The sequence below is a fragment of the Synechocystis salina LEGE 00031 genome, assembly GCF_015207985.1.
Lineage (GTDB): Bacteria > Cyanobacteriota > Cyanobacteriia > Cyanobacteriales > Microcystaceae > Synechocystis > Synechocystis salina.
This window is the reverse complement of the sequence record NZ_JADEVV010000009.1, coordinates 1-23511: the sequence shown is the minus strand read 5'-3', so window position 1 is coordinate 23511 and position 23511 is coordinate 1. Positions and strand designations below refer to the sequence as shown.

The 23511-nt window shown below is 48.0% G+C and carries 24 protein-coding genes; 14 read left to right on the top strand and 10 right to left on the bottom strand.

Features of this window, described 5'->3' with window-relative positions:
• Window positions 1-3: 3 nt before the first annotated feature.
• Both IQ217_RS04575 and fabZ read right to left on the bottom strand, forming a co-directional pair.
• Window positions 4-792, bottom strand: a complete 789-nt coding sequence (locus tag IQ217_RS04575) for a YdcF family protein (RefSeq protein WP_194019124.1) — start codon at window positions 790-792, stop codon at window positions 4-6.
• A gap of 45 nt (window positions 793-837) precedes the next feature.
• Window positions 838-1338 (bottom strand): 3-hydroxyacyl-ACP dehydratase FabZ, encoded by a 501-nt coding sequence (fabZ, locus tag IQ217_RS04570; RefSeq protein WP_199309713.1) that lies wholly within the window; start codon window positions 1336-1338, stop codon window positions 838-840.
• Between the two features lie 263 nt (window positions 1339-1601).
• Between fabZ and IQ217_RS04565 the strand changes: the two genes are divergently transcribed.
• The 12 genes from IQ217_RS04565 (at window position 1602) to IQ217_RS04510 (ending at window position 13812) form a co-directional block, all read left to right on the top strand.
• Window positions 1602-2327, top strand: a complete 726-nt coding sequence (locus IQ217_RS04565) for a 2-phosphosulfolactate phosphatase family protein (RefSeq protein WP_194019076.1) — start codon at window positions 1602-1604, stop codon at window positions 2325-2327.
• A gap of 73 nt (window positions 2328-2400) precedes the next feature.
• Window positions 2401-3006, top strand: coding sequence for a nitroreductase family protein (locus IQ217_RS04560; RefSeq protein WP_190598497.1), 606 nt, complete (start codon window positions 2401-2403; stop codon window positions 3004-3006).
• A gap of 105 nt (window positions 3007-3111) precedes the next feature.
• On the top strand, window positions 3112-4911 hold the full coding sequence (gene aspS / locus IQ217_RS04555) for an aspartate--tRNA ligase (RefSeq protein WP_190598498.1): 1800 nt from the start codon (window positions 3112-3114) through the stop codon (window positions 4909-4911).
• Between the two features lie 25 nt (window positions 4912-4936).
• Window positions 4937-6415: a hypothetical protein gene (locus IQ217_RS04550; RefSeq protein ID WP_190598499.1), complete on the top strand. Its 1479-nt coding sequence runs from the start codon at window positions 4937-4939 to the stop codon at window positions 6413-6415.
• A 102-nt stretch (window positions 6416-6517) separates the two neighbouring features.
• Window positions 6518-7681: a GuaB3 family IMP dehydrogenase-related protein gene (locus tag IQ217_RS04545; protein ID WP_190598500.1), complete on the top strand. Its 1164-nt coding sequence runs from the start codon at window positions 6518-6520 to the stop codon at window positions 7679-7681.
• A gap of 131 nt (window positions 7682-7812) precedes the next feature.
• A complete protein-coding gene (locus IQ217_RS04540; protein ID WP_194019075.1) occupies window positions 7813-8625 on the top strand; it encodes an ABC transporter permease subunit in 813 nt (270 codons plus the stop codon).
• Window positions 8609-8869, top strand: coding sequence for a hypothetical protein (locus IQ217_RS04535; RefSeq protein ID WP_194019074.1), 261 nt, complete (start codon window positions 8609-8611; stop codon window positions 8867-8869). The genes IQ217_RS04540 and IQ217_RS04535 overlap by 17 nt, the downstream gene beginning before the upstream one ends.
• A gap of 230 nt (window positions 8870-9099) precedes the next feature.
• Complete coding sequence (locus IQ217_RS04530; RefSeq protein WP_228023926.1) at window positions 9100-9639, top strand: type IV pilin-like G/H family protein; 540 nt, start codon at window positions 9100-9102, stop codon at window positions 9637-9639.
• A gap of 110 nt (window positions 9640-9749) precedes the next feature.
• Entirely contained in the window at window positions 9750-10589 is an 840-nt protein-coding gene (locus IQ217_RS04525) for a DUF2092 domain-containing protein (RefSeq protein ID WP_194019073.1), read from the top strand.
• Window positions 10590-10634: 45 nt separating this feature from the next.
• Window positions 10635-11348 carry an RNA-binding protein gene (locus tag IQ217_RS04520; RefSeq protein ID WP_194019072.1) on the top strand — a complete coding sequence of 238 codons (714 nt, stop codon included), beginning with the start codon at window positions 10635-10637 and terminating at the stop codon, window positions 11346-11348.
• Between the two features lie 406 nt (window positions 11349-11754).
• Complete coding sequence (locus IQ217_RS18800) at window positions 11755-12165, top strand: ion channel (protein ID WP_338116527.1); 411 nt, start codon at window positions 11755-11757, stop codon at window positions 12163-12165.
• A 171-nt stretch (window positions 12166-12336) separates the two neighbouring features.
• Complete coding sequence (locus IQ217_RS04510; protein WP_194019071.1) at window positions 12337-13812, top strand: DUF1254 domain-containing protein; 1476 nt, start codon at window positions 12337-12339, stop codon at window positions 13810-13812.
• A 39-nt stretch (window positions 13813-13851) separates the two neighbouring features.
• Here IQ217_RS04510 and IQ217_RS04505 read toward each other — a convergent pair whose 3' ends face one another.
• Both IQ217_RS04505 and IQ217_RS04500 read right to left on the bottom strand, forming a co-directional pair.
• Complete coding sequence (locus IQ217_RS04505; protein WP_194019070.1) at window positions 13852-15093, bottom strand: saccharopine dehydrogenase family protein; 1242 nt, start codon at window positions 15091-15093, stop codon at window positions 13852-13854.
• A gap of 140 nt (window positions 15094-15233) precedes the next feature.
• Window positions 15234-15944, bottom strand: a complete 711-nt coding sequence (locus IQ217_RS04500) for an SH3 domain-containing protein (protein WP_194019069.1) — start codon at window positions 15942-15944, stop codon at window positions 15234-15236.
• A 108-nt stretch (window positions 15945-16052) separates the two neighbouring features.
• On the opposite strand from IQ217_RS04500, the gene IQ217_RS04495 reads away from it, so the two are divergent.
• Window positions 16053-16847 carry a DUF3153 domain-containing protein gene (locus tag IQ217_RS04495; RefSeq protein WP_194019068.1) on the top strand — a complete coding sequence of 265 codons (795 nt, stop codon included), beginning with the start codon at window positions 16053-16055 and terminating at the stop codon, window positions 16845-16847.
• A 35-nt stretch (window positions 16848-16882) separates the two neighbouring features.
• Here IQ217_RS04495 and IQ217_RS04490 read toward each other — a convergent pair whose 3' ends face one another.
• From IQ217_RS04490 to IQ217_RS04470, 5 genes are all read right to left on the bottom strand, one after another.
• The gene (locus IQ217_RS04490) at window positions 16883-18001 is read right to left on the bottom strand and encodes a branched-chain amino acid ABC transporter permease (RefSeq protein WP_194019067.1); all 1119 of its coding nucleotides are present in this window, start codon (window positions 17999-18001) and stop codon (window positions 16883-16885) included.
• Window positions 18002-18082: 81 nt separating this feature from the next.
• Window positions 18083-18631 carry a ribosome recycling factor gene (gene frr / locus IQ217_RS04485; RefSeq protein WP_194019066.1) on the bottom strand — a complete coding sequence of 183 codons (549 nt, stop codon included), beginning with the start codon at window positions 18629-18631 and terminating at the stop codon, window positions 18083-18085.
• Window positions 18618-19340, bottom strand: a complete 723-nt coding sequence (gene pyrH / locus IQ217_RS04480; RefSeq protein WP_190598511.1) for a UMP kinase — start codon at window positions 19338-19340, stop codon at window positions 18618-18620. The genes frr and pyrH overlap by 14 nt, the downstream gene beginning before the upstream one ends.
• A gap of 202 nt (window positions 19341-19542) precedes the next feature.
• Window positions 19543-19764, bottom strand: a complete 222-nt coding sequence (locus IQ217_RS04475) for a type II toxin-antitoxin system HicB family antitoxin (protein ID WP_190598512.1) — start codon at window positions 19762-19764, stop codon at window positions 19543-19545.
• On the bottom strand, window positions 19765-19992 hold the full coding sequence (locus IQ217_RS04470; RefSeq protein ID WP_194019065.1) for a type II toxin-antitoxin system HicA family toxin: 228 nt from the start codon (window positions 19990-19992) through the stop codon (window positions 19765-19767).
• Window positions 19993-20367: 375 nt separating this feature from the next.
• Between IQ217_RS04470 and clpB the strand changes: the two genes are divergently transcribed.
• Window positions 20368-23064: an ATP-dependent chaperone ClpB gene (gene clpB, locus IQ217_RS04465; RefSeq protein WP_194019064.1), complete on the top strand. Its 2697-nt coding sequence runs from the start codon at window positions 20368-20370 to the stop codon at window positions 23062-23064.
• A gap of 133 nt (window positions 23065-23197) precedes the next feature.
• Here clpB and IQ217_RS04460 read toward each other — a convergent pair.
• The coding region (locus IQ217_RS04460) for a transposase (protein WP_194019063.1) at window positions 23198-23511 on the bottom strand (314 nt) is incomplete at its 5' end.

Sequence of the window (23511 nt, the reverse complement as noted above, 5' to 3'; positions counted from 1 at the left end):
ATGCTAAGCCCAACCCTGCAGTTTATAAATGACCAACCCTAGGTATTCCTTCAGAGCCATGGTGGTCAGTTGCAAGCTTTTGGCATCGGGCATAAAACCAAGGATAACGTTGGCAAGGTTGAAATTATTTCTGCCCAACGGTTGACTCAAAAAGTCAGTGGCGGCCGGGATGACATTGATACCCAACTTTTCAAACACTCTTTTGGCCCTGGGCATGTGGTAACCAGAGGTAACTAGGATAATGGTGTTTGTGCCCCGTTGCTGGAGGATTTTCTGGGTAAAAACTGCATTTTGCCTGGTATTAAGGGATTTCTCTTCTTTAATAATGGCTTCCCTGGGTACCCCCAGCCGTTGCAGCAGTAGGGCCATATCCTCCGCTTCTGAGCTGGCCACTGTACCCAGCCAAGGAATTCTGCCTCCGGTGGCAATGATGTAGGGTGCTTTGCCCTCTTGGTAAATTTGGGCGCCGTAAATAACCCGATCGCCAGCTTCGGCCACTTCCGGAAATTGGCGGGGATAGGTGGCTTGGTAAAGTCCTCCCCCCAAAACCACAATGACTGGAGCCTCGGGTAAATCCTCCGTCGGTAAATATCGGTACTCCAGGGTTCGTAGGAGGGCATCACTGACCCAGCTATTGGCGCTGACCAGCAAAATTGCCAATGCTGTCAAGGCGAGCCATTGCATCCCCGACTGTTGTCGCCAACTCCAAAAACCGATCCCCAGCAGTAGCAACGAAACCAACCCCAGGGGATAGAGGAATAGGGGCAAAAGTTTAGAGAGAAAAACGAACATAAACATTGAGGAGGACGTTTAAATGCCCATTTTTGCCAGTTTTACTCAATCAATCAGGGAAAAGAGCATTTCACCGCCACAGACCAGTTGTCCATCCACCCGGGCTTCCCCCTGCATTTTGGCAATGCGTTGCATTTTAAAGGATTGCAACTCCACCGTCATGATCAGTTGATCCCCCGGTACCACCGGTCGCCGGAACCGCACCCCGTCAATGCCGGCAAAGGCAAAAAATTTCCCCCGCATCCCCGGCAGTTGGGTTAAAATCACCCCCCCCACCTGGGCCATGGACTCCACAATCAATACCCCAGGCATAATTGGGCGATCGGGAATATGCCCCGGAAAAAACGGTTCGTTAATGGTGACATTTTTCAGACCGACGGCGGATTTACCTGGCTGAAAATCAATGATGCGGTCCACCAGGGCGAAGGGATAGCGGTGGGGCAATAGGTCACTAATTTCTTGGATGGTGAATTGGGTTTGGGCACTGGCTTCATTGCCATTGCTGTCGCTTAAATTGGGAGTCACCTCCGGAGTTGAAATTGCCATGGGAAAATTTTTGCTAAAAATCTAGGACAAACAGAAGTTGTTGGAAAGTTGGGGGAAATCTAGGGTCTGCCCAACAAAGCCTGGTTAATCTCCAGCATTCTGGCCGGGTTTTGCCCTCGATCGCCACCGAACACCAGTTTAAAGCCCATTGGACTCTCCCCTGGGCCCCGACCCCAGAAAAATCGGCCAATTCTTCTGCGGGGTTGGCCTACTACCGATAAGATGGGAAGGTTGTTCATTCCCCAAACAGTCCGCTGAATCCTGTGGAAATTTTTGTTTATCACACGCCGGAATTAACACCAGATCAGCCATTGCCCGATTGCGCAGTGGTTATTGATGTCCTGCGGGCCACCACCACCATTGCCACGGCACTCAAAGTTGGAGCGGAGGCGGTACAGGTTTTCAGTTCCCTGAATGATTTGTTGGCCACCAGTGCGGCTTGGCCAGAGGAAAAACGCCTCCGGGCCGGGGAAAGGGGCGGGGCCATGGTAGAAGGCTATGACCTGGGTAATTCCCCCCTTGATTGTACGCCAGAACTGATGATGGGGAAAAGATTATTTCTATCCACCACCAACGGCACCCGAGCTTTACAACGGGTGGAAAATTGCCCCCAACTCATCACAGCTTCTTTGGTTAATCGGGGTGCAGCGGCAGATTATCTGGTCAAAAACCAGCCCAAAACCTTGTGGCTGCTAGGTTCCGGTTGGGAAGGAGGTTACTCCCTAGAGGATACAGTTTGTGCCGGGGCGATCGCCGCCTACCTCACAGAAAAGGGGGTGGAATTCACCAAAGGCAACGATGAAGTAACGGCAGCTTTAAGTCTTTACCGCCAATGGCAGGACAATCTGTTGGGACTGTTTGAATTGGCTAGCCATGGCCAGCGGTTACTGAAGCTCGATCGCCTGGATGATTTGCGCTACTGTGCCACGGAGGATTTAATTGATATTCTGCCCAAGCAGGTATCCCCAGGGGTATTGACCGCCGCTTAAATCGACGATTGTATTTATATTGAATTTAGTTTTTCCAATTATTTCCCCGCTAAAATTCCATTTCCCAACCACTATGGATACATTTGACGCTATTTACCAACGGCGATCGATTAAGCATTTTGACCCTGACCATCGACTGACCCCAGAAGAAGAAAGAAAATTGCTCGAAGCGGCCATCCAAGCCCCCACTAGTTATAACATCCAACATTGGCGGTTCCTGATTATCCGGGACCCCCAACTACGGCAAACCATTCGGGACAAGTATGGCAACCAAGCCCAAATGACCGATGCCTCCCTGCTAATTTTGGTGGTGGCGGATGTCAATGCCTGGGATAAGGATCCCGCCCGTTACTGGCGCAATGCTCCCCCAGAGGTGGCGGATTATTTAGTCGGGGCGATCAGCTCTTTCTATGGTGGTAAACCACAGTTGCAAAGGGATGAAGCCCAACGGTCCATCGGCATGGCTATGCAAAATTTGATGTTAGCGGCCAAGGCCATGGGCTATGATAGCTGTCCCATGATCGGTTTTGACCTGGAAAAGGTGGCCGAATTGGTCAAGTTACCCGCTGACTACGCCATTGGCCCCATGGTGGCGATCGGTAAGCGCACCGAAGATGCCCGTGCCAAAGGGGGACAACTGCCCCTGGAGGAAGTGGTCAAAGAAAATTCCTTTGCCTAGGCCGATTGCCCGGTAAATGATTAGGAATTTGAGCGGCATCTTCCCTGCACCCAGCTAATCCCTTGATTTTCCCGTTTAACGAAATTTTGCTTGATTAACACCTCTATGCGTACTCATTATTGCGGCGACCTACGGACAACCCATCTGGGGGAAACTGTTACCCTCTACGGTTGGGTCGATCGCCGTCGGGATCATGGTGGCGTAATTTTCCTGGACCTGCGCGATCGCCGGGGCATAGTGCAAATCGCTAGTAGCCCCGACCAAACCCCCGTTTCCTATCCGGTGGCGGAAGGATTACGTAATGAGTATGTGGTGCAAGTTACCGGTGTGGTTAGTAAACGCCCCCCGGAATCGTTAAATGAGAAAATTCCCACCGGGGAGATTGAGATCTATGCGGACAGCATCATCCTGCTCAACGCCGTCAATCAACAATTGCCCTTTGTGGTGTCCAGCCACGAAGCAGAACAGGTGCGGGAAGATGTACGGCTCAAATACCGCTACCTAGACTTGCGGCGGGCCAGGTTAAGCCAAAATCTCCAACTGCGCCATCAAGTGGTGAAAGCCATGCGCCGTTTCCTGGAAGACCAAGAGGACTTTCTGGAAATTGAGACTCCCATTCTCACCCGTTCCACCCCCGAAGGAGCGAGGGATTACCTAGTGCCCTCCCGGGTTAACCCTGGGGAATGGTACGCCCTGCCCCAGTCGCCCCAACTGTTCAAGCAACTGTTGATGGTGGCGGGTATGGACCGCTATTACCAAATTGCCCGCTGTTTTCGGGATGAAGATTTACGGGCCGATCGTCAGCCGGAATTTACCCAGTTGGACATGGAAATGAGCTTCATGGGGCAGGATGAAATTCTCGACCTCAACGAAGCTTTAATTTGCCATATTTTCAAAGTCGTTAAAAATATTGATCTGCCCAGGCCATTTCCCCGGCTGACCTACCAGGACTCCATGGCAAAATACGGTAACGATCGCCCGGATACCCGTTTTGGTCTAGAACTGGTGGATCTATCGGATTTACTGGGCAATTGTGGCTTTAAAGTTTTTGCCGCCGCCGTTAGTAGTGGGGGATCCGTCAAGGCCATCAGGGTGCCCGGTGGCAATGAAAGCATCTCCAATGTGCGGATTAAACCCGGCGGAGATTTATTCAAAGAGGCAACGGAAGCCGGAGCGAAAGGCATTGCCTACATTCGGGTGCGAGATAACGGCGACATTGATACCATTGGTGCCATTAAGGACAACCTGGATGAAGAACAGGTAAAAACCCTGCTGCAACGTACCCAAGCCGAAGCGGGGGATTTGTTACTGTTCGGTGCTGGCGATACGGCCACGGTAAATAAATCCCTATCCCGTCTCCGTTTAGTGCTGGGGGAACAGTTGGATTTAATTGATGCCGATGCTGTTAACTTGCTGTGGATCACCGACTTTCCCATGTTTGAGTGGAATGCCGACGAAAAACGCTTTGAAGCTCTGCACCATCCCTTTACTGCCCCCCACCCGGAAGACTTGGATGACTTAAAATGCGCCCGGGCCCAGGCCTACGATTTGGTCATGAACGGCGTGGAAATTGGCGGTGGCAGTTTGCGTATTTACCAACGGGAAGTGCAGGAAAAAGTTTTTGCCACCATTGGTTTATCACAGGAGGAAGCCCACGAAAAATTTGGCTTCCTACTGGATGCGTTCGAGTATGGCACCCCTCCCCACGGCGGTATTGCCTACGGTTTAGACCGGTTGGTGATGTTGTTGGCTAAGGAAGATTCCATTCGGGATGTGATCGCATTCCCCAAAACCCAACAGGCCAGTTGTCTGCTCACGGAAGCTCCAGCGGCGGTGGATAAAAAGCAACTTAAGGAGCTGGAGGTAGCTTCTACCTACATCCCTAAAGTTAAAGTGGAAGACTAGGTAGCCCTGCTTTTTATTGGCCTCCATGATGGAACGTTTTTCCCCTACTCCAGATTTATGGAAAAAATTGAGCCTCTTTGATCGTACCGTGGGGGCGATCGCCATCATTTTGATTAGTCTAATTGTGGTGGTGCTACTGCGGGGCAATCAAAGCCCCCTGTCGGTGACGCAATACAGTTGGCGTAACACCAATATCGGAGCCCAGACCCAGGCCCTGACCATGACGTTTAATCACCCCGTCGACCCAGGAAAAATTGAGGCGGGTTTGACCATTGATCCCCCCTTGGCGGGCAAAACCATTTGGCAGGGGCGGCGTTGGTTTTATTCCCTAACAGAAATTCCCCGTTACGGCACGAACTATCAGTTGAGCCTACCTTTACCTGCCATGGTAAGGGGTCGAGGGGAACAGGATTTCACCAGTGTCATCACCAGTCGAGCCAGGGCTTTGGTCTATATCGGTGTAGGCGGCGAAGAAAGGGGGAGGTTAATTCTCTACAACATTACCAACCCCCAACAACCGCAAAAAATTATCCTTACCCCCAGGGATCTCACCGTTCGTCAATTTCAAATTTATCCCCAAGGCGATCGCCTGGTTTTTACCGCCACCGATCCCACCCGCCGGAGTGGACAACAGAATATTTTCACTGTCACCACCGGCATCAATAACCTCAATACCCAAACCAAGATTCTACCGGGAAAGTTGGAACGGCTTTGGGAAAATCAGGATTACGATAATCAGCGCATTGCCCTGGCCACCAATGGCAGCACCTTAGTGATTGCTAGGCAGAATGTCCAAAATCCTGCCGATGCTGGTTTATGGGTAGCTCCCAAGGGAGACAGCCCCCGGCCCTTAGGCATTAAAGCTGACCAGTTCATTGTCGGCCCCAATGGAAATTTCCTGGCGGTCACCCAGGAAGGCGGAGTGGGATTGATTCCCCTCACCCCCAACGCCGGGGCGCCCCAATTTTTGGAGGCCATGGAGCAAGCTTTAGATTTTTCTCCCAATGGCAAGGAACTGCTGTTAACCCAACAAAACCCAGATTTTAGCCATTCCCTGGTAATTTACGATCTGCAAGACCGCACCCAAAGGGAAATTTTACGGGGTCCTTATCCCCTATTAAGCTGTCGTTTTGATCCCCGCTCCCAACCCAGGGCCTATTGTTTGCAGGCGGATTTTATTCAACGGGAAGGGGAGCCTGTGCAACCAGAACCCTATCTGGCAGTGATTAATTTAACCGATGGCCAAACCCGCCCTCTGTTGGCCTTGCCCAACTACCCTGAAGTTGACCTCGCCATTGCTCCCGATGGTCTGGGGTTAATGTTTGACCAAGTGGCCACCGGCCCTAGCATGGGTTCCCATGATCTGCTCACCAATTCCCAAAGATCCATTGTGGATGGACGGGTTTGGTTACTCCCCCTACCTGGAGATCTGGCCACCGAAACCGACGCGGATCCCGATCCCCAAGAATTGACCGCCGGTTTTGCTCCCCGTTGGATGCCATAGCCTCTGATCCCCAGTGGATTAGGGTTATTCGGGTGTGGGAACGCACAAAGGGTCAGATTATTTGGTACGCTAATTTAAACAGTTTGGGAATAGTAAGTAAGCGTGAACATTACGATTGGACGGGGAAAAACAGCCCGTCGAGCCTATGGTATCGACGAAATTGCACTGGTTCCCGGAGTGCGGACTTTAGACCCAGCTCTGGCCGATACCCGCTGGCAAGTGGGCGCCATTGAGCGGGAAATCCCCATTATTGCCAGCGCTATGGATGGGGTGGTGGACAGCCGCATGGCAGTACTACTCTCGGAACTGGGCGCTTTGGGGGTAGTGAATTTAGAGGGCATCCAAACCCGTTATGAAGACCCTAATCCGATTTTGGACCGCATCGCTTCGGTGGGCAAAACGGAATTTGTGGGGTTAATGCAGGAACTCTACGCCGAACCCATTAAGCCCGAGTTAATCACCAAGCGTATTCAAGAAATTCAAGCTGCTGGGGGCATTGCGGCGGTGAGTCTGACTCCGGTGGGGGCGGCCAAATATGCCAGTACAGTGGCCGAAGCGGGGGCTGATTTGTTATTTATTCAGGCTACGGTGGTGTCCACAGCCCATCTCTCCCCTGAGTCGGTGGAGAGTTTGGATCTGGTCAAGCTGTGCCAGGAAATGCCCATGCCGGTGGTGTTGGGGAACTGCGTCACCTACGAAGTCAGCTTGGAATTGATGCGGGCCGGGGCAGCGGCAGTGCTGGTGGGCATTGGCCCCGGAGCGGCCTGTACCTCCCGGGGAGTGCTGGGAGTGGGGGTTCCTCAACCAACGGCGATCGCCGATTGTGCTGGGGCCAGGGATGACTATTTCCAAGAAAGTGGCCGTTACGTTCCTGTCATTGCCGATGGCGGCATCATTACCGGTGGTGACATCTGTAAATGCATTGCCTGCGGCGCCGATGCAGTGATGATCGGTTCCCCCATTGCCAGGGCAGCGGAAGCTCCCGGCCGTGGTTTCCATTGGGGGATGGCCACCCCCAGTCCCGTATTACCCCGGGGGACTCGCATTAATGTTGGTACCACTGGCACCATTCGGGAGATTTTGGTGGGGCCCGCCAAATTGGATGATGGCACCCATAACCTGCTGGGGGCATTGAAAACCAGCATGGGCACCCTGGGAGCCAAAGATATGAGAGAAATGCAACAGGTGGATGTGGTCATTGCCCCTTCCCTGCTCACGGAAGGTAAGGTTTACCAAAAAGCCCAACAGTTGGGCATGGGTAAGTAATACTTGCCATTGCAATTATTAATCCCCTCGGATCATTTCATTCTGGGGGGATTTTTATTTGGTCTGTTTGTTATCCTGGGCTGAACTTTGTTGACCAATCCCCAGTCGCTACCCCCTAGTCTCCTACTGTCGTGAAACACTGGAAAACTTATCTGGTTTTAGTCTTATTGGCGATCGCCATGTTGTTGCCGTTACTGTGGTTGGTAGCTACGGCGTTGAAGGCCCCGACGGAGGATGTCTTTGGTGGTTTGGGGCAATTGTTACCCCGACAACCCAACCTGGGCAATTTTATTAAGGTTTGGCAAGACTATCCCTTTGGCCGTTACTTATTTAACAGCGTGGTGGTTTCCAGCATCACTGTGGCCATCAATTTATTTTTTTGTGCCTTGGCCGCCTATCCCCTGGCCCGTTTGAACTTTGTCGGTCGAGACGTGACCCTAGCGGCGATCGTTGCTACGTTGATGATCCCTTTCCAGTTGATCATGATTCCCCTCTACATTCTGGCAGTGAATTTGGGACTCAGAAATAGTTACGTGGGCATTATCTTCCCCAGCCTGGCTTCTGCCTTTGGTATTTTTCTGCTCCGACAGGCTTTCCAAGGGGTGCCTAAGGAATTGGAAGAGGCTGCTCGCATCGATGGTTGTCGAGAATTGGGCATTTGGTGGCACATCATGATTCCAGCCATCCGCCCCGCCCTAGTCACCCTGGCTATTTTTGTTTTTATCGGTTCCTGGAGCGATTTTCTTTGGCCCCTGATTGTGCTCGATCAACCAGAATATTACACATTGCCTTTGGGCGTTGCCCAGTTGTCTAGCGCTTTGGATTTTGACTGGCGGCTAATTGCAGCGGCTTCCGTGATTGCCATTGCTCCCATTATTGTGCTGTTTCTGTTTGTGCAACGTTACATTATCCCCTCCGAAGCCAGCAGTGGGGTCAAAGGGTAAAGCCATTTTTCTACTGCCCACCGCAACCAGTCCAGAGTTAGGACAAGGAAAATGGGGAATTGGCCAGGCCGCCGTCATGGTCGTCAGGACTAAAAAAATTGTTATCGGGACGATCTCCAACAATATTTGGTCTGTAGCGGGGGATGGAGACCGCCCCAATGTTAATCAATTACAACATGAAGAACGGTTAGTATTTGCTCAGCTTGCCCGTTATAACCGCCAAATGGGAGGCTTCGGGGGGTAATTAATCAATGGACTCAGCTTCAGTTACTCTTCCCTGAATAAATGAGGATTTAATCGATTATTGACTTCTTTTCTCGCATCTATTTTCGTACCTAGTAAATAAGGCGATCGCCTTTGTCTTGTCACTCCCATCTTGACTGCTATTTAGGCAAAGTTAATTTCAGTAAACTTTTCTTTAATTTACCATAATCATTGCTATCCTAATTAATAATCATTGGAGATGTTTTAGTTATGGCTGTCAACAAAATTTCTATTTTGATGTTGGGAATAATATCCTCTGTTCTATTAGGTTTTTTGGGACAAAAAATTTCCCTAAGTGCTCCTGTTCAAGCCAAGGATGCTAAGCCCGATCAGGATCAAAATGCAGCATTACAGGCCGTTGCCAAAATGATGGAAGGCCAGCGTACCTACTACCAGAAAAATGGGCAATTTCGGGCAACAGTTGACAATATTCAACAAAATTTCGGGATTACTTTACCTCAGAGCTTCGATTATGCGGTGCGAACAACCTCGGAAGCCGCCTATAGTTACGCTATTCCTGCCCAATCTCCTTTCAAAGGCCAGTTGAAAGCCTATGTAGGGGCAGCATTTATCACACCGGATCAAAATCCTAAAATCATCACCATCATTTGTGAAAATAGCCAGCCAGGAACGATACGACCCGCCGATCCCCAACTCGTGCGAGGTACTGACTTGAATAATCCCACCAAGCTTGCTTTAATTTGTGGCGATTTTTCTGTGCAGGTTCCTGAATCTATGGTCAATGAATAGGGTGCAAGGCGTTATTCTCCAAACAATTAGGGATCTTTTATTTGGCGATCGCCCCTTAAAAATTTATCAACAAAAATAATGTCCATTTCAGTTTTTAGCGAATTATTTTTATGCAAATACTTTCTCAAAAAATAAGCTTTTGGCGATTTTTTATCTCCATTTGTTTGTTAAGTTTACCGTTAAATTATGGGCTGTCAGGTAAGGTTAGAGCCGAAAGTTTACCTAATTCTAATCGTCCCAATCCAGTTTTGATTTCGGCCAATCCCCAAACCAATCTGGAACCCAAGGCCATTGAAATTCTTAAGGCGATGAGCGATCGCCTAGCTGTGGCTAAGACCATGAAATTTACGGCGGTTACCACCTACGAAAACCCTAGTCGTTTGGGGCCAGCTTTGGCTTACCACACCCTTTCTAATGTCACTCTACAGCGGCCTAATAAATTGCAAGTGCTTTCTCCTGGAGATGGCCCTGCTTCGGAATTTTATTACAACGGCAAAACCCTACTGGCCTTTGCGCCGACGGAAGATTTAGTGGCGATCGCCGAGGCCCCCGGCACCATTGATGAAGCGTTGAAATTTGCCTATGAAACCGCCGCCATTTATTTTCCATTTACGGATTTTCTGGTGGCCAATCCCTACGGTGATATTGCGGGAGATCTAAAAACCGCTTTTTATATTGGTCAATCCCAAGTCATTGATGGCACAACTACCGACATGGTGGCGATCGCCACTGACAACGTCTTTGCCCAAGTGTGGATTGGGGCAGAGGACAAATTACCCCGCATGATTCGGGCGGTCTATCGGAATGATCCATCCCGGTTACGCCATCAAGTGACCTTTAATAATTGGCAGTTAGATATGCCGATCCCCACTGATACTTTTGGTTCCACCCGGGCCAATGCTGCCAAACCTATTCCCTTCAAACGTCCCGAACCCGAACCAATAGAGTAAAGGTCCATTGTTAAACCCTAATGTTCTACTTTTAAGGTGAATCCGATGAAAAATAAACTGACAAAAAGAACGGCAATTAGTTTTACAGGTCTCTTGCTAACTAGCCTTAGCCTAAATTTAAGTCCTGCCCAAGCATTTTTCCACGGCGGTGGTGGCTCATGGCACGCCAGTGGATTTCGGGGAACGGCTTCAGGAGGGGATGGTTCCTGGAGTGCTAGTGGCTATCGTGGCGGATCGGCCTCTGGGGGCGATGGCTCTTGGAGTGGCACGGGCTTTCGGGGGAGTACGGCATCCGGCGGTGACGGTTCCTGGAGCGCTAATGGTTTTCGAGGTGGATCGGCATCGGGGGGCGACGGTTCTTGGCATGGAACTGGTGCCTATGGAGCAACGGCCTACGGGGGTTATAACCACTATTACGGCGGAGCCTATTACGGGGGCTATCATCCGCCAACGGTTGTCAACACTTATGCAACGGGTTGTTACAGTTGCGGTGGTTGGTATGCTGCTGGAGCTGCTGCTACAGGGGCCGTTATCGGAGCAACAGCCGCTAATGCGAATAATGGCAATGCCTATGCCGAAGGTTACGCCGCCGGGGCTGAAAATACGGCCTATGCGATGGGGGCCATTTATCCGACCTTACCTCCAGGGGCCGCAATACAGACCATTGGAAATGCCACTTATTATCTCTATAACGGGGTTTGGTTTAGTCCGGCCTATGGAGCCAATGGCGTTTATTACCGTGTAGTTCCTACGCCTTAATTACCTTTAGTTAAATAGCAACATATTCAATTCAAGGTGATCGTCTGCTTAATGAATAGTTGAGCGATGATCACTAACTCATTACTGCGGGCTCTCTCAATTGGCAAGTAATTGCTTAAATTTGCCAAGTAATACGGGAAAATTATGCTAAAAAAGTCGACAAATCTTTACATTATTTTAATTATTACAATAATTGGGATTGCGATTGCAATTGTCGGCAAAAATACATTCGAGTTGTTTTTTGTAAATGTGACTTTTCTGGCGACTATCTTATTAATTGCTCTGAGAAATTTTTATTTTCATGATCGTGTTTATTCATATACAAGAGCAAAGCTTGAATTCACCTTAATCTTAATTTCTTTTTTAGCTGATATAATATTCCACTTCCAGTTAATTTCTCGTTTTAGTGTTTTTTTTCTTAGTTACTGCCACCGTCATTAAAATTTTAGTGTTTGGATATGAATGGATCTCAACAGTTAAGGTATTAGCCTATAGACAAAAAGTCACGGGTCATACCATTATGTTAGCAATCATCGCTTATCTTTTTATCGGAATTATCTGGTCATTTATTTATTTTATGATTTGGCAAATAGATCCCTATTCTTTCAAAATCAGTGACATCAGGGAATATCAATTAAAGCCGTGGAATTTGGCAATGTATTTCAGCTTAATTACTTTGACCACTGTAGGATATGGTGGCATTATTCCAACGGGAAGATGGGTGATGTTACTGGCTAATCTTGAGGCTATGGCAGGGGCAATTTTTTTAACCGTAATTGTTGCCCGCTTAGTTTCCTTATATAGTAACTCTGGGTAATTAATTTTGGGGATAATCCAAAATCACCAATGTTCAAAGAGGAACGGACTGAATATTTATTATTTTCATGGTTTCTTAGGTTATTATGATTTTAAATTACCCCGATAAACTTAATTATTTTATCGCTATCAATCACATCGATATTCGACCTCCCTATTTCTTCAAAAAATTATGAATCAGCTACAAAAATGCTTATTAAGCCTGCTGTCTTTTACCATTGCCTCAACCCTGATTCTCGGCTACAACCATCAGGCTAATGTCGTCCTAGCCTCACCCCAAACCCAGACGAAAGGTGATATTAAGATGCCCAGCCTTGAGGAAACAAAGGCGATCGCCGAAGCCGGATTTATCTACGGTTTACCGATTGTCATGAATTATGGCGTCATGTACGAATACGCCGTGGACAAAAATTCTGGACAATTCAAAGCCCCCTTTAACCAAATTAAGAATGAAGCCAGGGTCTTTACCTATAAAGATACGGCGATCATCACTCCCAACAGCGATACCCCCTACTCTCTCGCTTGGCTAGATCTACGAGCAGAGCCGATCATCTTATCCGTCCCCGCTTTTGACAAAGATCGCTACCACTCCATACAACTCGAAGACGGCAATACCTTCATCTTTGGCTATGTCAGTAATCGTGTCACGGGAAATGAAGCTGGGGACTACATGGTTGTCGGCCCCGACTGGAAAGGAGAAAAACCACCGGGTATCAAAAAGGTTTTTCGCTCCACCACCCAATTCGCGTTAGCGGCTTATCGCACTCAACTTTTTAACCCGGAAGATATGCCCAATGTGGTCAAAATCCAGTCTGCATATAAAGTACAGCCCCTTTCGGCCTACCTTAAACAATCACCTCCCCCATCAGCACCAGAGATTGATTTCCCAAAAATTGACAAGGAGTTATCTAAAACAAATTTCTTTGAATATCTCGATTTCTCCTTGCAGTTTGCTCCCCCTGGCCCCGAAGAAAAGGAAATCCGCGCCAAGTTAGCAAAAATCGGCGTCGGCCCCGATAAGACCTTTGAATTCAAAGATCTCTCCCCAGAACATCAAGCCCAAATCGTCCTCGGCATGAAAGCAGGGGAAGCCAAGATTGACCAGTACCTTAAAGATGGACAAAAGGTCATTAATGGCTGGGCAATGTTAGATGTTTTTGGTAACCGGGAGTTTTTTGATGGCGATTGGTTAAAACGGGCTGCTGGTGCCCAGGGCGGAATCTATGGCAATGAGGTGAAGGAAGCGACCTATCCCTTAACAAAGACCCTTGCCAATGGTGAAATTCTTGATGGCAGTAAGCACAAATACACGCTCACTTTTCCTGAGGGGCAGTATCCTCCCGTAAACGCCTTCTGGTCGGTCACAATGTACGATGGCAAGACTCAGTTGTTGATTAAGAATCCAATCAATCGTTACTTGATCAACTCGCCCATGTTGCCGAACCTGAAAAAGAATGCCGACGGTTCGCTGACTTTGTATATCCAGAAAGATTCGCCGGGATCAGACAAGGAAGCTAACTGGCTACCCGCCCCCGATGGCCCCATCTATTTAGTGATGCGCCTCTACTGGCCGAAGGAAAACCCGCCGTCTATTCTGCCCGTTGGTGAAGGAACGTGGAAACCGCCAGCGATTGAGGTGGTGAAATAGCAAATAATTTATGGCTGCAAAAATCTGTTGACTAGCAGCCTATTTGAAGCAATTTTCTTCGGTAAAAGTCAATCCAGCATGGTCAACTAACCGCTGGATTAAATCCTGACCAAAGCTAGATGCCGGAGTCCAGAAACCGCCTTGGAGAGATGATTGTGGTTTATCTTTGGCCAAACATAGTGCAGCTTGGGCTAATATTTTTGCCGTAGAACCATAACCGGGGTCTTGATCGCCTGTAACTTTGACCATGAGGGAATGGCCAGAGGCGGTTTGTCCCCAAAAGCGTAAATCATAAAAGCCTTGCTGTTGCTCTGCTTCGGTGGGGCCTTCCCCTGGTTGAGGTAAAACTTGGGTTAATAACCACCGACTAGGGGCGATCGCCAAAGCAAGGGCCATGAGGTCCAGGGTCCATTTCATGCCCTGGGCCCCTAGCCAACCGGCTATACCTGGCCCTGTCAAGATCCCTTCGTCATACTGAAAGCTTTCACCATAGGCCCCGTTTTGTAAGGCATTGGAACGTAAGACAATGGGGGTGTTAATGCCGGCCATCACAAAGGGCGTAATCCATTCATCAAAGAAGGAATCATTTTGCACGGGGATGAGGGTAGGGGGATGGTCAGACTCGTTATTAGGTTTAAAACAAAGGATATAGGGATTACGGAGGGCCTGGCGGGTGGCAGGATCGGCGATCGCCTCTTGGATCAGGTTGATGCCACTGGCGATCGTGCCCCCAGAAATACCACCCTGGACTGTTTTTACCCTCATTTTGACCCGGATGCAGGGTTCCCCCCAACGCCGTTGACTTTGTCGTTGCAAGTAGTACACACCTAGGTCAGAAGGAATGGAATCGAAACCGCAACAATGGACAATGCGAGCCCCCGACTGCTGGGCGATCGCCTCATATTTCTGAATCATTTGTTGCACCCATTGGACTTCCCCCGTCAGATCGCAGTAATCTGTGCCAGTGGTGGCACAAACCCGGACTAGAGTTTCCCCATAAAGGGCATAGGGACCCACAGTAGAAACCACAACTTTAGTTTGAGAACACAGTGTAATTACAGCGGCTTCATCTTCAACATCAACCACAAAGGTGGTCAAATGGGCAGCTTGAGGACCAAGGGATTGCACCAAATGGTCGAGTTTGGCTTGGGAACGGCCGGCGATCGCCCAGTTTTCCCCTGTCGCAGTTTCCCAGTGGGATAGCAAATATCGACAAACAATCCCGCCGACAAATCCCGTCGCACCCAAGATTATGAGGTCATATTGCAATGGTTTTGTCATGGAATTTAATGACTGTTAACAGTTCAGAATTTTATTATTAATCACAAAATTATTTCTTGGCAAGTTGGTAAATTTATTGCATCTGAAGCAAGCACAATAGGATTAATTTAAGATAACTAACTGACCACTAGCAAAGCTTTTTATAAAAAAGCTATTCGATGCAAGCAAAGTAGTTGTAAATTTAATCCTTGACACATTCTAAAATTGATATGTCCCTCCGGTTTTGTGGTGAGAGAACCCCAGCCATCTTGCCCCTTAAATTGTAAATTAAGCCAGGTTCTCCCCTGGGCATCGGTAGACAAATACATCGGTGAACCATCAATCATAATTTGAGAGCCATTTTCGAGTGTTTCCAGTAAGGTTGCTGCCAAGTTTGGACTGTTTCTGATGTTTATGCCGCCACCAATATTACTCTGAACTGTTAAGCAAGTGGGAAAGGGAAGATTACTCAGCACTGCTGTGCTGAAATGATAGGCAATAATTTCATCATTAATCGTGCACCGGTATTCCACATTGCCCGTGCCAATAGTTTCAACTAAATTATCCAAGCGATACCAAAAAATGGGCTCACTCTGGGCCGCTTGGGCTGCCTGTTCACAGGCGTGGGAATAATCTAAATATCCTCCCAATTCCATATTGGAAAAACCAGATGAAAAAGTTAAATCTTCTGCTGATTCAAGTTTTTGCCATGGGCCCCAGCCCTGATTTTTAGGCTTAGCTAAGTTTTCGTTTGAGGGGACTTCGGTAACATTTTGCCCCAGCGCAGGCGAGTTTAATTCTTTAACTCCCACTGAAAATCCAGACCATATTGCCACTAACATCAGAGAATAATGAAAATGGAAACTTGGCAAGGGCTGGTGGGGCATGGTTTTCCGGGCTGACAGCTTGAATGGTACAAAAAACTAACTATGGGATGGTCTAGATTGATATACTGGCGGTCGAGTCTTAAATTTACCTTGATGTCATTTGCTCATGAGGCTTTCCGCATGATGTGCCCCCAGAAATGGTTTAAACGCTTATTACCCATGCTTTTGGGCCTTTGCTGTTTGCTGACCGGCTGTGTCGATTATGATGTGGGCATTCATTTTCCTGAGCAACATTACGGAGAAATTGTCCAACATATTACCCTGGGAGAACAGCTAACCACCCTGAGCCAAGCGGAAGCTGACCGGTGGCTGAAAAGTTTAGACCAGCGGGCCAAGGATTTAAACGGTCATACCGATCGCCCGTCGGAGGAAACCCTCGTGGTGACCATTCCCTTTGGTAGCGGCCAAGAGTTGGTGGAAAAGTTCAATCGCTTTTTTAATCCCCAACCCCCCAAAGGAAGACGAGCGCCAGAACCTGACCAGTTGGATTTACTGAATTTGAAAGCGGAACTGGCACTAGAGCAAAGCAATTGGCTATTGGTGGATCGCAATCACCTGAAGTTGACCGTTGACCTACGGGCACTGGGAGTTTTATCCAACCAAGGCAACATTATCCTTAGTCCCGGCTCCCTAATTGACCTGAATTTTAATCTGCAAACTCCCCTAACTCTCCAGAGTTCCAATGCTCCAGGGGAAGAATTGGGCACAGAATTACCTGGGCAATGGCAGTTAAAACCTGGACAAATTAACGTTATTGAAACGAGCTTTTTTGTGCCTAGTTATTTGGCGATCGGCACTATTTTGATCGTTGTCCTTTGTCTAGGGGGTTTTTACCTCAAATATGGCCGCTGGCCCGGAGTGATTAATAATAAAGTTGAGGGGGCTTAAAGCCGAAATCCCAATAGCAAACTGCTAGGTAACCATTAGCGCCCTAGGGTTAACTCTTCTTTTTTCCCTAAAATGCCTTGGGGCCGCCATACCATTAACACCATTAAAATTAACCCGATCACCATGACCCGCAAAGCTCCAACCTGGCTTTGATCCAGGAAAGCAATTTGGGGTAACAAAAACCTAGTGAGGGAGTCATAGGCCCAAAAAATAATAGTGCCCAACACTGTGCCCGCATTACTGCCCGCTCCCCCCAGCACCACAATGATCCAAGCATTAAAAGTTAGCAAAGTATCAAAATTACTGGGGTAAATACTGGTTAATTGCCAAGCAAATAAGGCCCCTGCTAAACCGGCGATCGCCCCACCGGCCATGAAAGCTTGCAACTTATACCAAAAAACATTTTTGCCCAGGGCCCGGGGAATTTCTTCGTCTTCCCGAATCGCTTTAAGAATACGACCCCAGGGAGAATGGACCCAAAATTCCAAGCCAGCATAGGTAAGGGCCAGCAAAGTTAAAGCTAATAACATTAACCCAGCTTTACCAGAGTAGTTATACAAAGAAACTACCCCGGGAATATAGGCAGTTAAAATCAGCGCTGTGGTGATAATTCCCCAAACCAGCAAAGCCCAAGGTTTACGGGGCTGATAACTTTTGCCTTGAATTTTCTTGCCTTCTTTCCACTGTCTCAAGAGGCTTTTGATTAAAATACTTTCTGCATAAATAGCCAGAATTGTGAGCCAAATAACAAACACAATCCGGCTCAATAGGGTGGGGTTAAAGTCCATCGGCCAGGGAAAACTCTGAACCCCAAAAGTTCCCTGGGTTAACCATTCCTCGTTGTTGGCTATTAAACGAATTAACTCGGAAACGCCGATGGTGACGATCGCCAGATAATCTTCCCTCAGCCGCAGGGTAGAGGTACCAATGAGCAAGCCCAGCGCCATGGCCAATCCCATCCCCACCAACACAGCCAGGGGAATGGGCCAACCCCGTAAACTCAGCAAAGTGGTGGCATAGGCCCCTAGGGTCATAAAAGCCACATGGCCAAAATTAATTAGCCCAGCAAAGCCCCATTGTAAATTCAAACCCAGGGCGAAAATGCCATAGGTGGCGGCGGAAGTGATCAAAAAAATCAGATAGCCAAAGTTCATAGAATTCAAGGGAGCAATGATGTCCGGCTAATGTGCCTAGGGTTGATTTTGACCACCATTGGGAGCTAGTTCCGAGAGGGTTTACACCGTGGTGATGTCCTTTTCCTTCGCAGCCAACAATTCATCAATGCGCTTAGTGGATTGATCGGTTAATTTTTGGATTTCTTCTTGCAAATCCCTGGCTTCATCTTCGGAAATTTCCGAATTTTTTTCCTGTTTTCTCACTTCATCCACCGCGTCTCTGCGGATGTTACGTATGGCCACTTTGCCTTCCTCAGCCAATTTACCGGCCACTTTGACCAATTCTTTACGGCGCTCCGCCGTGAGGGGGGGAATATTCAAACGAATTACTTTACCATCGTTGTTGGGGGTTAGCCCCAAATCAGACAGGGAAATGGCCTTTTCGATGGTGCCAATACTGCCCATGTCGAAGGGTTGGATGACAATGGTACTGGCGTCGGGGGTACCAATGGTGGCCAAGGATTTTAACGGGGTTTCGGCTCCGTAATATTCCACAGAAATCCGGTCTAGCAGGGAGGCATTGGCCCGGCCGGTGCGGATGGTATTGAAGGACCTCTGGGTCGCTTCAACACTTTTTTGCATGTGGTCTTTGAGTTCAGCTAACTTCACAATTTTCTCCAACTAACGTACCGACTGCTTCGCCCTTGATGGCCCGTACAATGTTACCGGAAACCCCCAGGTCGAAGATCATAATGGGAATATTATTATCTTTGCATAAGGCGATCGCCGTGCTGTCCATGACTTTGAGATCTTCGGCCAAAACATGGCTATAGGTCAAAGTGGTAAAACGGCGGGCTTTGGGATTAGTTTTGGGGTCAGAGTCGTACACCCCATCCACCTTGGTGGCCTTGAAAACCACTTCCGCATCAATTTCCGCGGCCCGGAGAGCGGCGGTGGTATCGGTGGTGAAAAAAGGATTACCGGAACCAGCCCCAAAAATTACTACCCGACCCTTTTCCAAATGACGGATGGCCCGACGACGAATGTAGGGTTCTGCCACTTCCTGCATGGCGATCGCCGTTAGCACCCTGGTGGGAATGCCCATTTGTTCGAGGGCGTCCTGGAGAGTCATGGCGTTCATCACCGTGGCAATCATCCCGATGTAGTCAGCGGTGGCCCGGTCCATACCGGCGGCGGAGGCCTTCACTCCCCGGAAAATGTTGCCTCCCCCTACCACAATGGCCAACTGCACCCCAGCCTGGAGAACATCTTTGATTTCCTGGGCGATCGTCCCCACCACAGCGGGATCAATGCCATAGCCCAGGTCTCCCATGAGGGCTTCACCGCTCAATTTCAACAAAACTCGCTGGTAACTCATGCCGCCATCACCATTGATACATTGATATAAAGACTAAAGAAGAGGGGTTAAACGCAAAATTCCCCCCATACCATAGCACCCAAGGGGAACCTGCAACGACTTTTAAACACCCCCAACCTGCCACCAGCGGTTAGCAAGCCGTTTTATGACCCACTAATAGCCCTTAATTCAACGGGGATCTCTGCCAAAACAAACAGGTACTTCACGCAGCACTTAATGCCTTGATTTTGGCAATTTCTGCCTCCAAACTAGGCAGTTTTTGATTATGGGCTTGGGCGGTTTCTAGCCAAAGATCTTGAACTATCATTAATTCCTGTAGGGTTTCTTCCAGGGTTTCTCCTTGGGCCAGACAACCAGATAAGGCAGGAACTTCAGCAACAAAACCACCTTCTATACAGGGATAAATAACAATTGGATAATTCATTTATTTTTCCTCGATAATTTCAAGAATGCGGCGGATATAAATAGATTTGACTTTTTTATTGCGCACAGGTATGACCAAAATAATATCATTTCTTTTGAAAATATGATGACTACCTGTGATTCTCTCAAGGGAAAAACCGTCTAACTCCAATAACTTACGGACGTCGCCAAACCTAATGTTATTAGGGCTGCTTTTCAACAGGGCAATTAGTTTTTCTCTTTTTGGCACGGCTACAAAGTTTATCGGTTATGTTCTCGAAAAAATTGATGGGGTCTCAGCTACTTTTCAGAATTAAGCCTTGTGTGCAGAAAAACAGTTTTATTAATAACATTTCTGCGTAATCTGTCCAATTATTTAAGAATTTAAAGTCGCCTTTAAAACACTTGTAACCTCTATTGAAATAACTATAAAGGGACGATTGTTAGACAGCTAAATAAAAATTTCAAGGAAAAGAGTTGACCGAATGATAACTGGTAATAGGTTTGAAAAACCATGTCCCCGATAATCCTAATCAAAAATGAAAAGCTTGACAACTAGGAAAATGACTCAAGCCCCCCTTACAATAGATGAGCAGTTTTGCCCATATCCTTAAAGCCAATCTGAATGCAACCTACTGATCCAACCAAATTTACTGAGCAAGCCTGGGACGCCATTGTTAAATCCCAAGAAGTGGCCCGCCGTTATAAGAACACAAATTTGGAAGTGGAACATATTCTGCTGGCGCTCTTGGAACAGGATAAAGGTTTAGCTGCTCGGATTTTCCAGCGGGCAGCGGTGGATGGGGAAGGCCTCCGGCAACAGTTGGAAGTTTTCACCAATAGACAGCCAAAACAAGCCTACGTAGAACAGCTTTACCTGGGGCGTAGTCTGGATGTGATGCTAGACCGGGCCGATGCCGCCCGCAGTAGTTGGGAAGATAAATTTATTTCCGTTGAACATTTATTGGTGGGCTTTGCTGAGGATGACCGGGTGGGGCGCAAAACCCTACGCACGTTTAACCTTGATCCTCAGGATTTGGAATTGGCTATCAAAGCCATTCGGGGTTCCCAAAAGGTGACGGAACCGAACCAAGAAGAGCGCTACGAAGCGTTGGATAAATATGGACGAGATCTGACCGAGCAGGCCCGCCAAGGTAAATTAGACCCTGTAATTGGTCGAGATGAGGAAATTCGCCGAGTTATTCAGGTACTGTCCCGGCGATCCAAAAATAACCCTGTTCTGATTGGTGAACCGGGAGTGGGCAAAACGGCGATCGCCGAAGGCTTGGCCCAACGGATTATCAATGGCGACGTGCCGGAATCGTTAAAAAATCGTCAACTGATTTCCCTGGACATGGGCAGTTTAATTGCCGGGGCCAAATACCGGGGGGAATTTGAAGAAAGACTGCGGTCAGTGATGAAGGAAGTGACCAACTCCGATGGGCAAATCATCTTATTTATTGATGAAGTTCATACCGTGGTGGGGGCCGGGGGTCGGGAAGGTTCTGGGTCCATGGATGCGGGCAATTTGCTTAAACCCATGTTAGCCCGGGGAGAACTGCGCTGTATTGGGGCCACAACGTTGGACGAATACCGTAAAAATATCGAGAAAGATCCTGCTTTAGAAAGAAGATTTCAACAGGTTTATGTTAAGCAACCCAGTGTGGACGATACCATTTCCATCCTACGGGGCTTGAAGGAGAAATATGAAGTGCACCATGGGGTCAAAATCACCGACTCGGCCCTAGTGGCGGCAGCTACCCTTTCCCATCGCTATATCCAAGATCGATTTTTGCCTGACAAGGCGATCGATTTGGTGGACGAAGCGGCCGCCCGATTAAAAATGGAAATTACCTCTAAGCCCGTGGAATTGGAGGATATTGACCGCCGACTCATGCAACTACAAATGGAAAAGGTCTCCCTAGAAGGGGAGGAAAAACGTCCTGGCCTAGGGGCCGACAAATCGTCCAAAGAAAGACTGGAAAAAATTCAGCAGGAAATTACCGAATTAGAGGGCCAGCAACAGGAACTATCAGGACAATGGCTTTCTGAAAAACAAATGTTAGAGGAGATCAACACCCTCAAAGAAAAGGAACAGGAACTACGCCTCCAGGTAGAAAAAGCTGAGCGGGCCACCGATTGGGAAAAGGCAGCCAAAATTAAATATGGAGAATTGGAAGTCCTCCAACATGACATCGAAGAGAAAGAAAGTAAGTTGCTGGAAATTCAAGGATCCGGCAATACCCTGTTGCGGGAACAGGTGACAGAAGCAGACATTGCCGAAATTGTCGCTGGTTGGACGGGCATCCCCATGAATCGTCTGATGGAAACGGAACGGCAAAAGTTATTGCAATTAGAAGGTCATTTACATCAACGGGTAATTGGGCAAACGGAAGCAGTAGCAGCGGTTTCTGCCGCCATTCGACGGGCGAGGGCCGGCATGAAGGACCCCAGTCGTCCCATTGGTTCTTTTCTCTTTATGGGCCCCACTGGGGTAGGAAAAACAGAATTGGCCAGGGCCTTGGCTGGCTTTTTATTCGACAGTGAAGAAGCCATGGTGCGGATTGATATGTCCGAATATATGGAAAAACATGCTGTTTCCCGTCTCATTGGGGCTCCCCCCGGCTATGTGGGCTACGAGGAAGGGGGACAGTTATCGGAAGCAGTGCGCCGACGGCCCTATTCCGTGGTGCTTTTAGATGAAGTGGAGAAGGCCCATTTAGACGTATTTAATATTCTTTTGCAGGTGTTGGACGATGGCCGCATCACCGATTCCCAGGGACGAGTGGTGGATTTTCGCAACACCATCATTGTCATGACCAGTAATATCGGCAGTGACCATATTCTCAGCCTTTCCGCCGACGATGCTGATTACGACAAAATGCAGAAACAGGTGCTCCAATCCCTACGGAAACATTTCCGTCCGGAATTCCTCAACCGCATCGATGACCTAATCATTTTCCATACCCTGAAACGGGAGCAATTGCGGCGCATTGTGGTCCTGCAAATTAAACGCATTGAAAGGCTATTGGACGAGCAGAAAATTACCCTTTTCCTCTCTGATGCGGCCCTTGATCATATTGTTAATGTCGGCTACGACCCCACCTATGGAGCTAGGCCACTAAAGCGAGCCATTCAAAGGCAGTTGGAAAATCCCATTGCTACCAAGATTTTGGAAAATGTGTTTGTGGCTGGGGATAAAATTTTAATTGATTGTGTGGATAATCAATTAGTTTTTGATAAAGAAACAGAGCCGGAAACAGTTTCCCAAGAACCAGAGGAAATTGTCCCGGTAGCGGAAGTCGAGGTTCTTTCTCCGTAATCCCACTTCTTTATATCGTCTACTCTATCGCTCTTCTATTAGTGTAGTCAGGAAGTTTTCAATATCTAAATTTACTTGTCCAATGATAGCTCAAAGGGTTCCTTCTATAGCTAATTAGGATAATTATGAGACGTTAAGCTGTGCAATAATCTTGAATAACTTTATCTATGCTAGTACCCGGAGGTGCGTACATTCTCGCCCTCTTTAATGCACTAAAGTCATGCTCTATATCATTCAAATCTGGAGAATAAGTTGGCAACAATAACACAATGTGTCCTGCAGACTCTACTATTTCCCTAATCCTACTTTTTCTATGAATGGGGGCGTTATCCATAATCAACACCGACGTCATTGTCAATGCTGGTATTAAAAAGAATTCAAGCCATCCTTCAAAACCTGTTGCATTTAAGCTTCCGCTGAATAACATCGGCGCTATTAAGTCTTTTT

Bases quoted from the DNA above. Each gene is read 5' to 3' on its own strand.
- IQ217_RS04575 (WP_194019124.1), bottom strand. From the start codon at position 792: ATGTTCGTTTTTCTCTCTAAACTTTTGCCCCTATTCCTCTATCCCCTG.
- fabZ (WP_199309713.1), bottom strand. From the start codon at position 1,338: ATGGCAATTTCAACTCCGGAGGTGACTCCCAATTTAAGCGACAGCAAT.
- IQ217_RS04560 (WP_190598497.1), top strand. From the start codon at position 2,401: ATGGATACATTTGACGCTATTTACCAACGGCGATCGATTAAGCATTTT.
- aspS (WP_190598498.1), top strand. From the start codon at position 3,112: ATGCGTACTCATTATTGCGGCGACCTACGGACAACCCATCTGGGGGAA.
- IQ217_RS04550 (WP_190598499.1), top strand. From the start codon at position 4,937: ATGATGGAACGTTTTTCCCCTACTCCAGATTTATGGAAAAAATTGAGC.
- IQ217_RS04530 (WP_228023926.1), top strand. From the start codon at position 9,100: ATGGCTGTCAACAAAATTTCTATTTTGATGTTGGGAATAATATCCTCT.
- IQ217_RS04525 (WP_194019073.1), top strand. From the start codon at position 9,750: ATGCAAATACTTTCTCAAAAAATAAGCTTTTGGCGATTTTTTATCTCC.
- IQ217_RS04520 (WP_194019072.1), top strand. From the start codon at position 10,635: ATGAAAAATAAACTGACAAAAAGAACGGCAATTAGTTTTACAGGTCTC.
- IQ217_RS04510 (WP_194019071.1), top strand. From the start codon at position 12,337: ATGAATCAGCTACAAAAATGCTTATTAAGCCTGCTGTCTTTTACCATT.
- IQ217_RS04505 (WP_194019070.1), bottom strand. From the start codon at position 15,093: ATGACAAAACCATTGCAATATGACCTCATAATCTTGGGTGCGACGGGA.
- IQ217_RS04495 (WP_194019068.1), top strand. From the start codon at position 16,053: ATGTCATTTGCTCATGAGGCTTTCCGCATGATGTGCCCCCAGAAATGG.
- IQ217_RS04490 (WP_194019067.1), bottom strand. From the start codon at position 18,001: ATGAACTTTGGCTATCTGATTTTTTTGATCACTTCCGCCGCCACCTAT.
- pyrH (WP_190598511.1), bottom strand. From the start codon at position 19,340: ATGAGTTACCAGCGAGTTTTGTTGAAATTGAGCGGTGAAGCCCTCATG.
- IQ217_RS04475 (WP_190598512.1), bottom strand. From the start codon at position 19,764: ATGAATTATCCAATTGTTATTTATCCCTGTATAGAAGGTGGTTTTGTT.
- clpB (WP_194019064.1), top strand. From the start codon at position 20,368: ATGCAACCTACTGATCCAACCAAATTTACTGAGCAAGCCTGGGACGCC.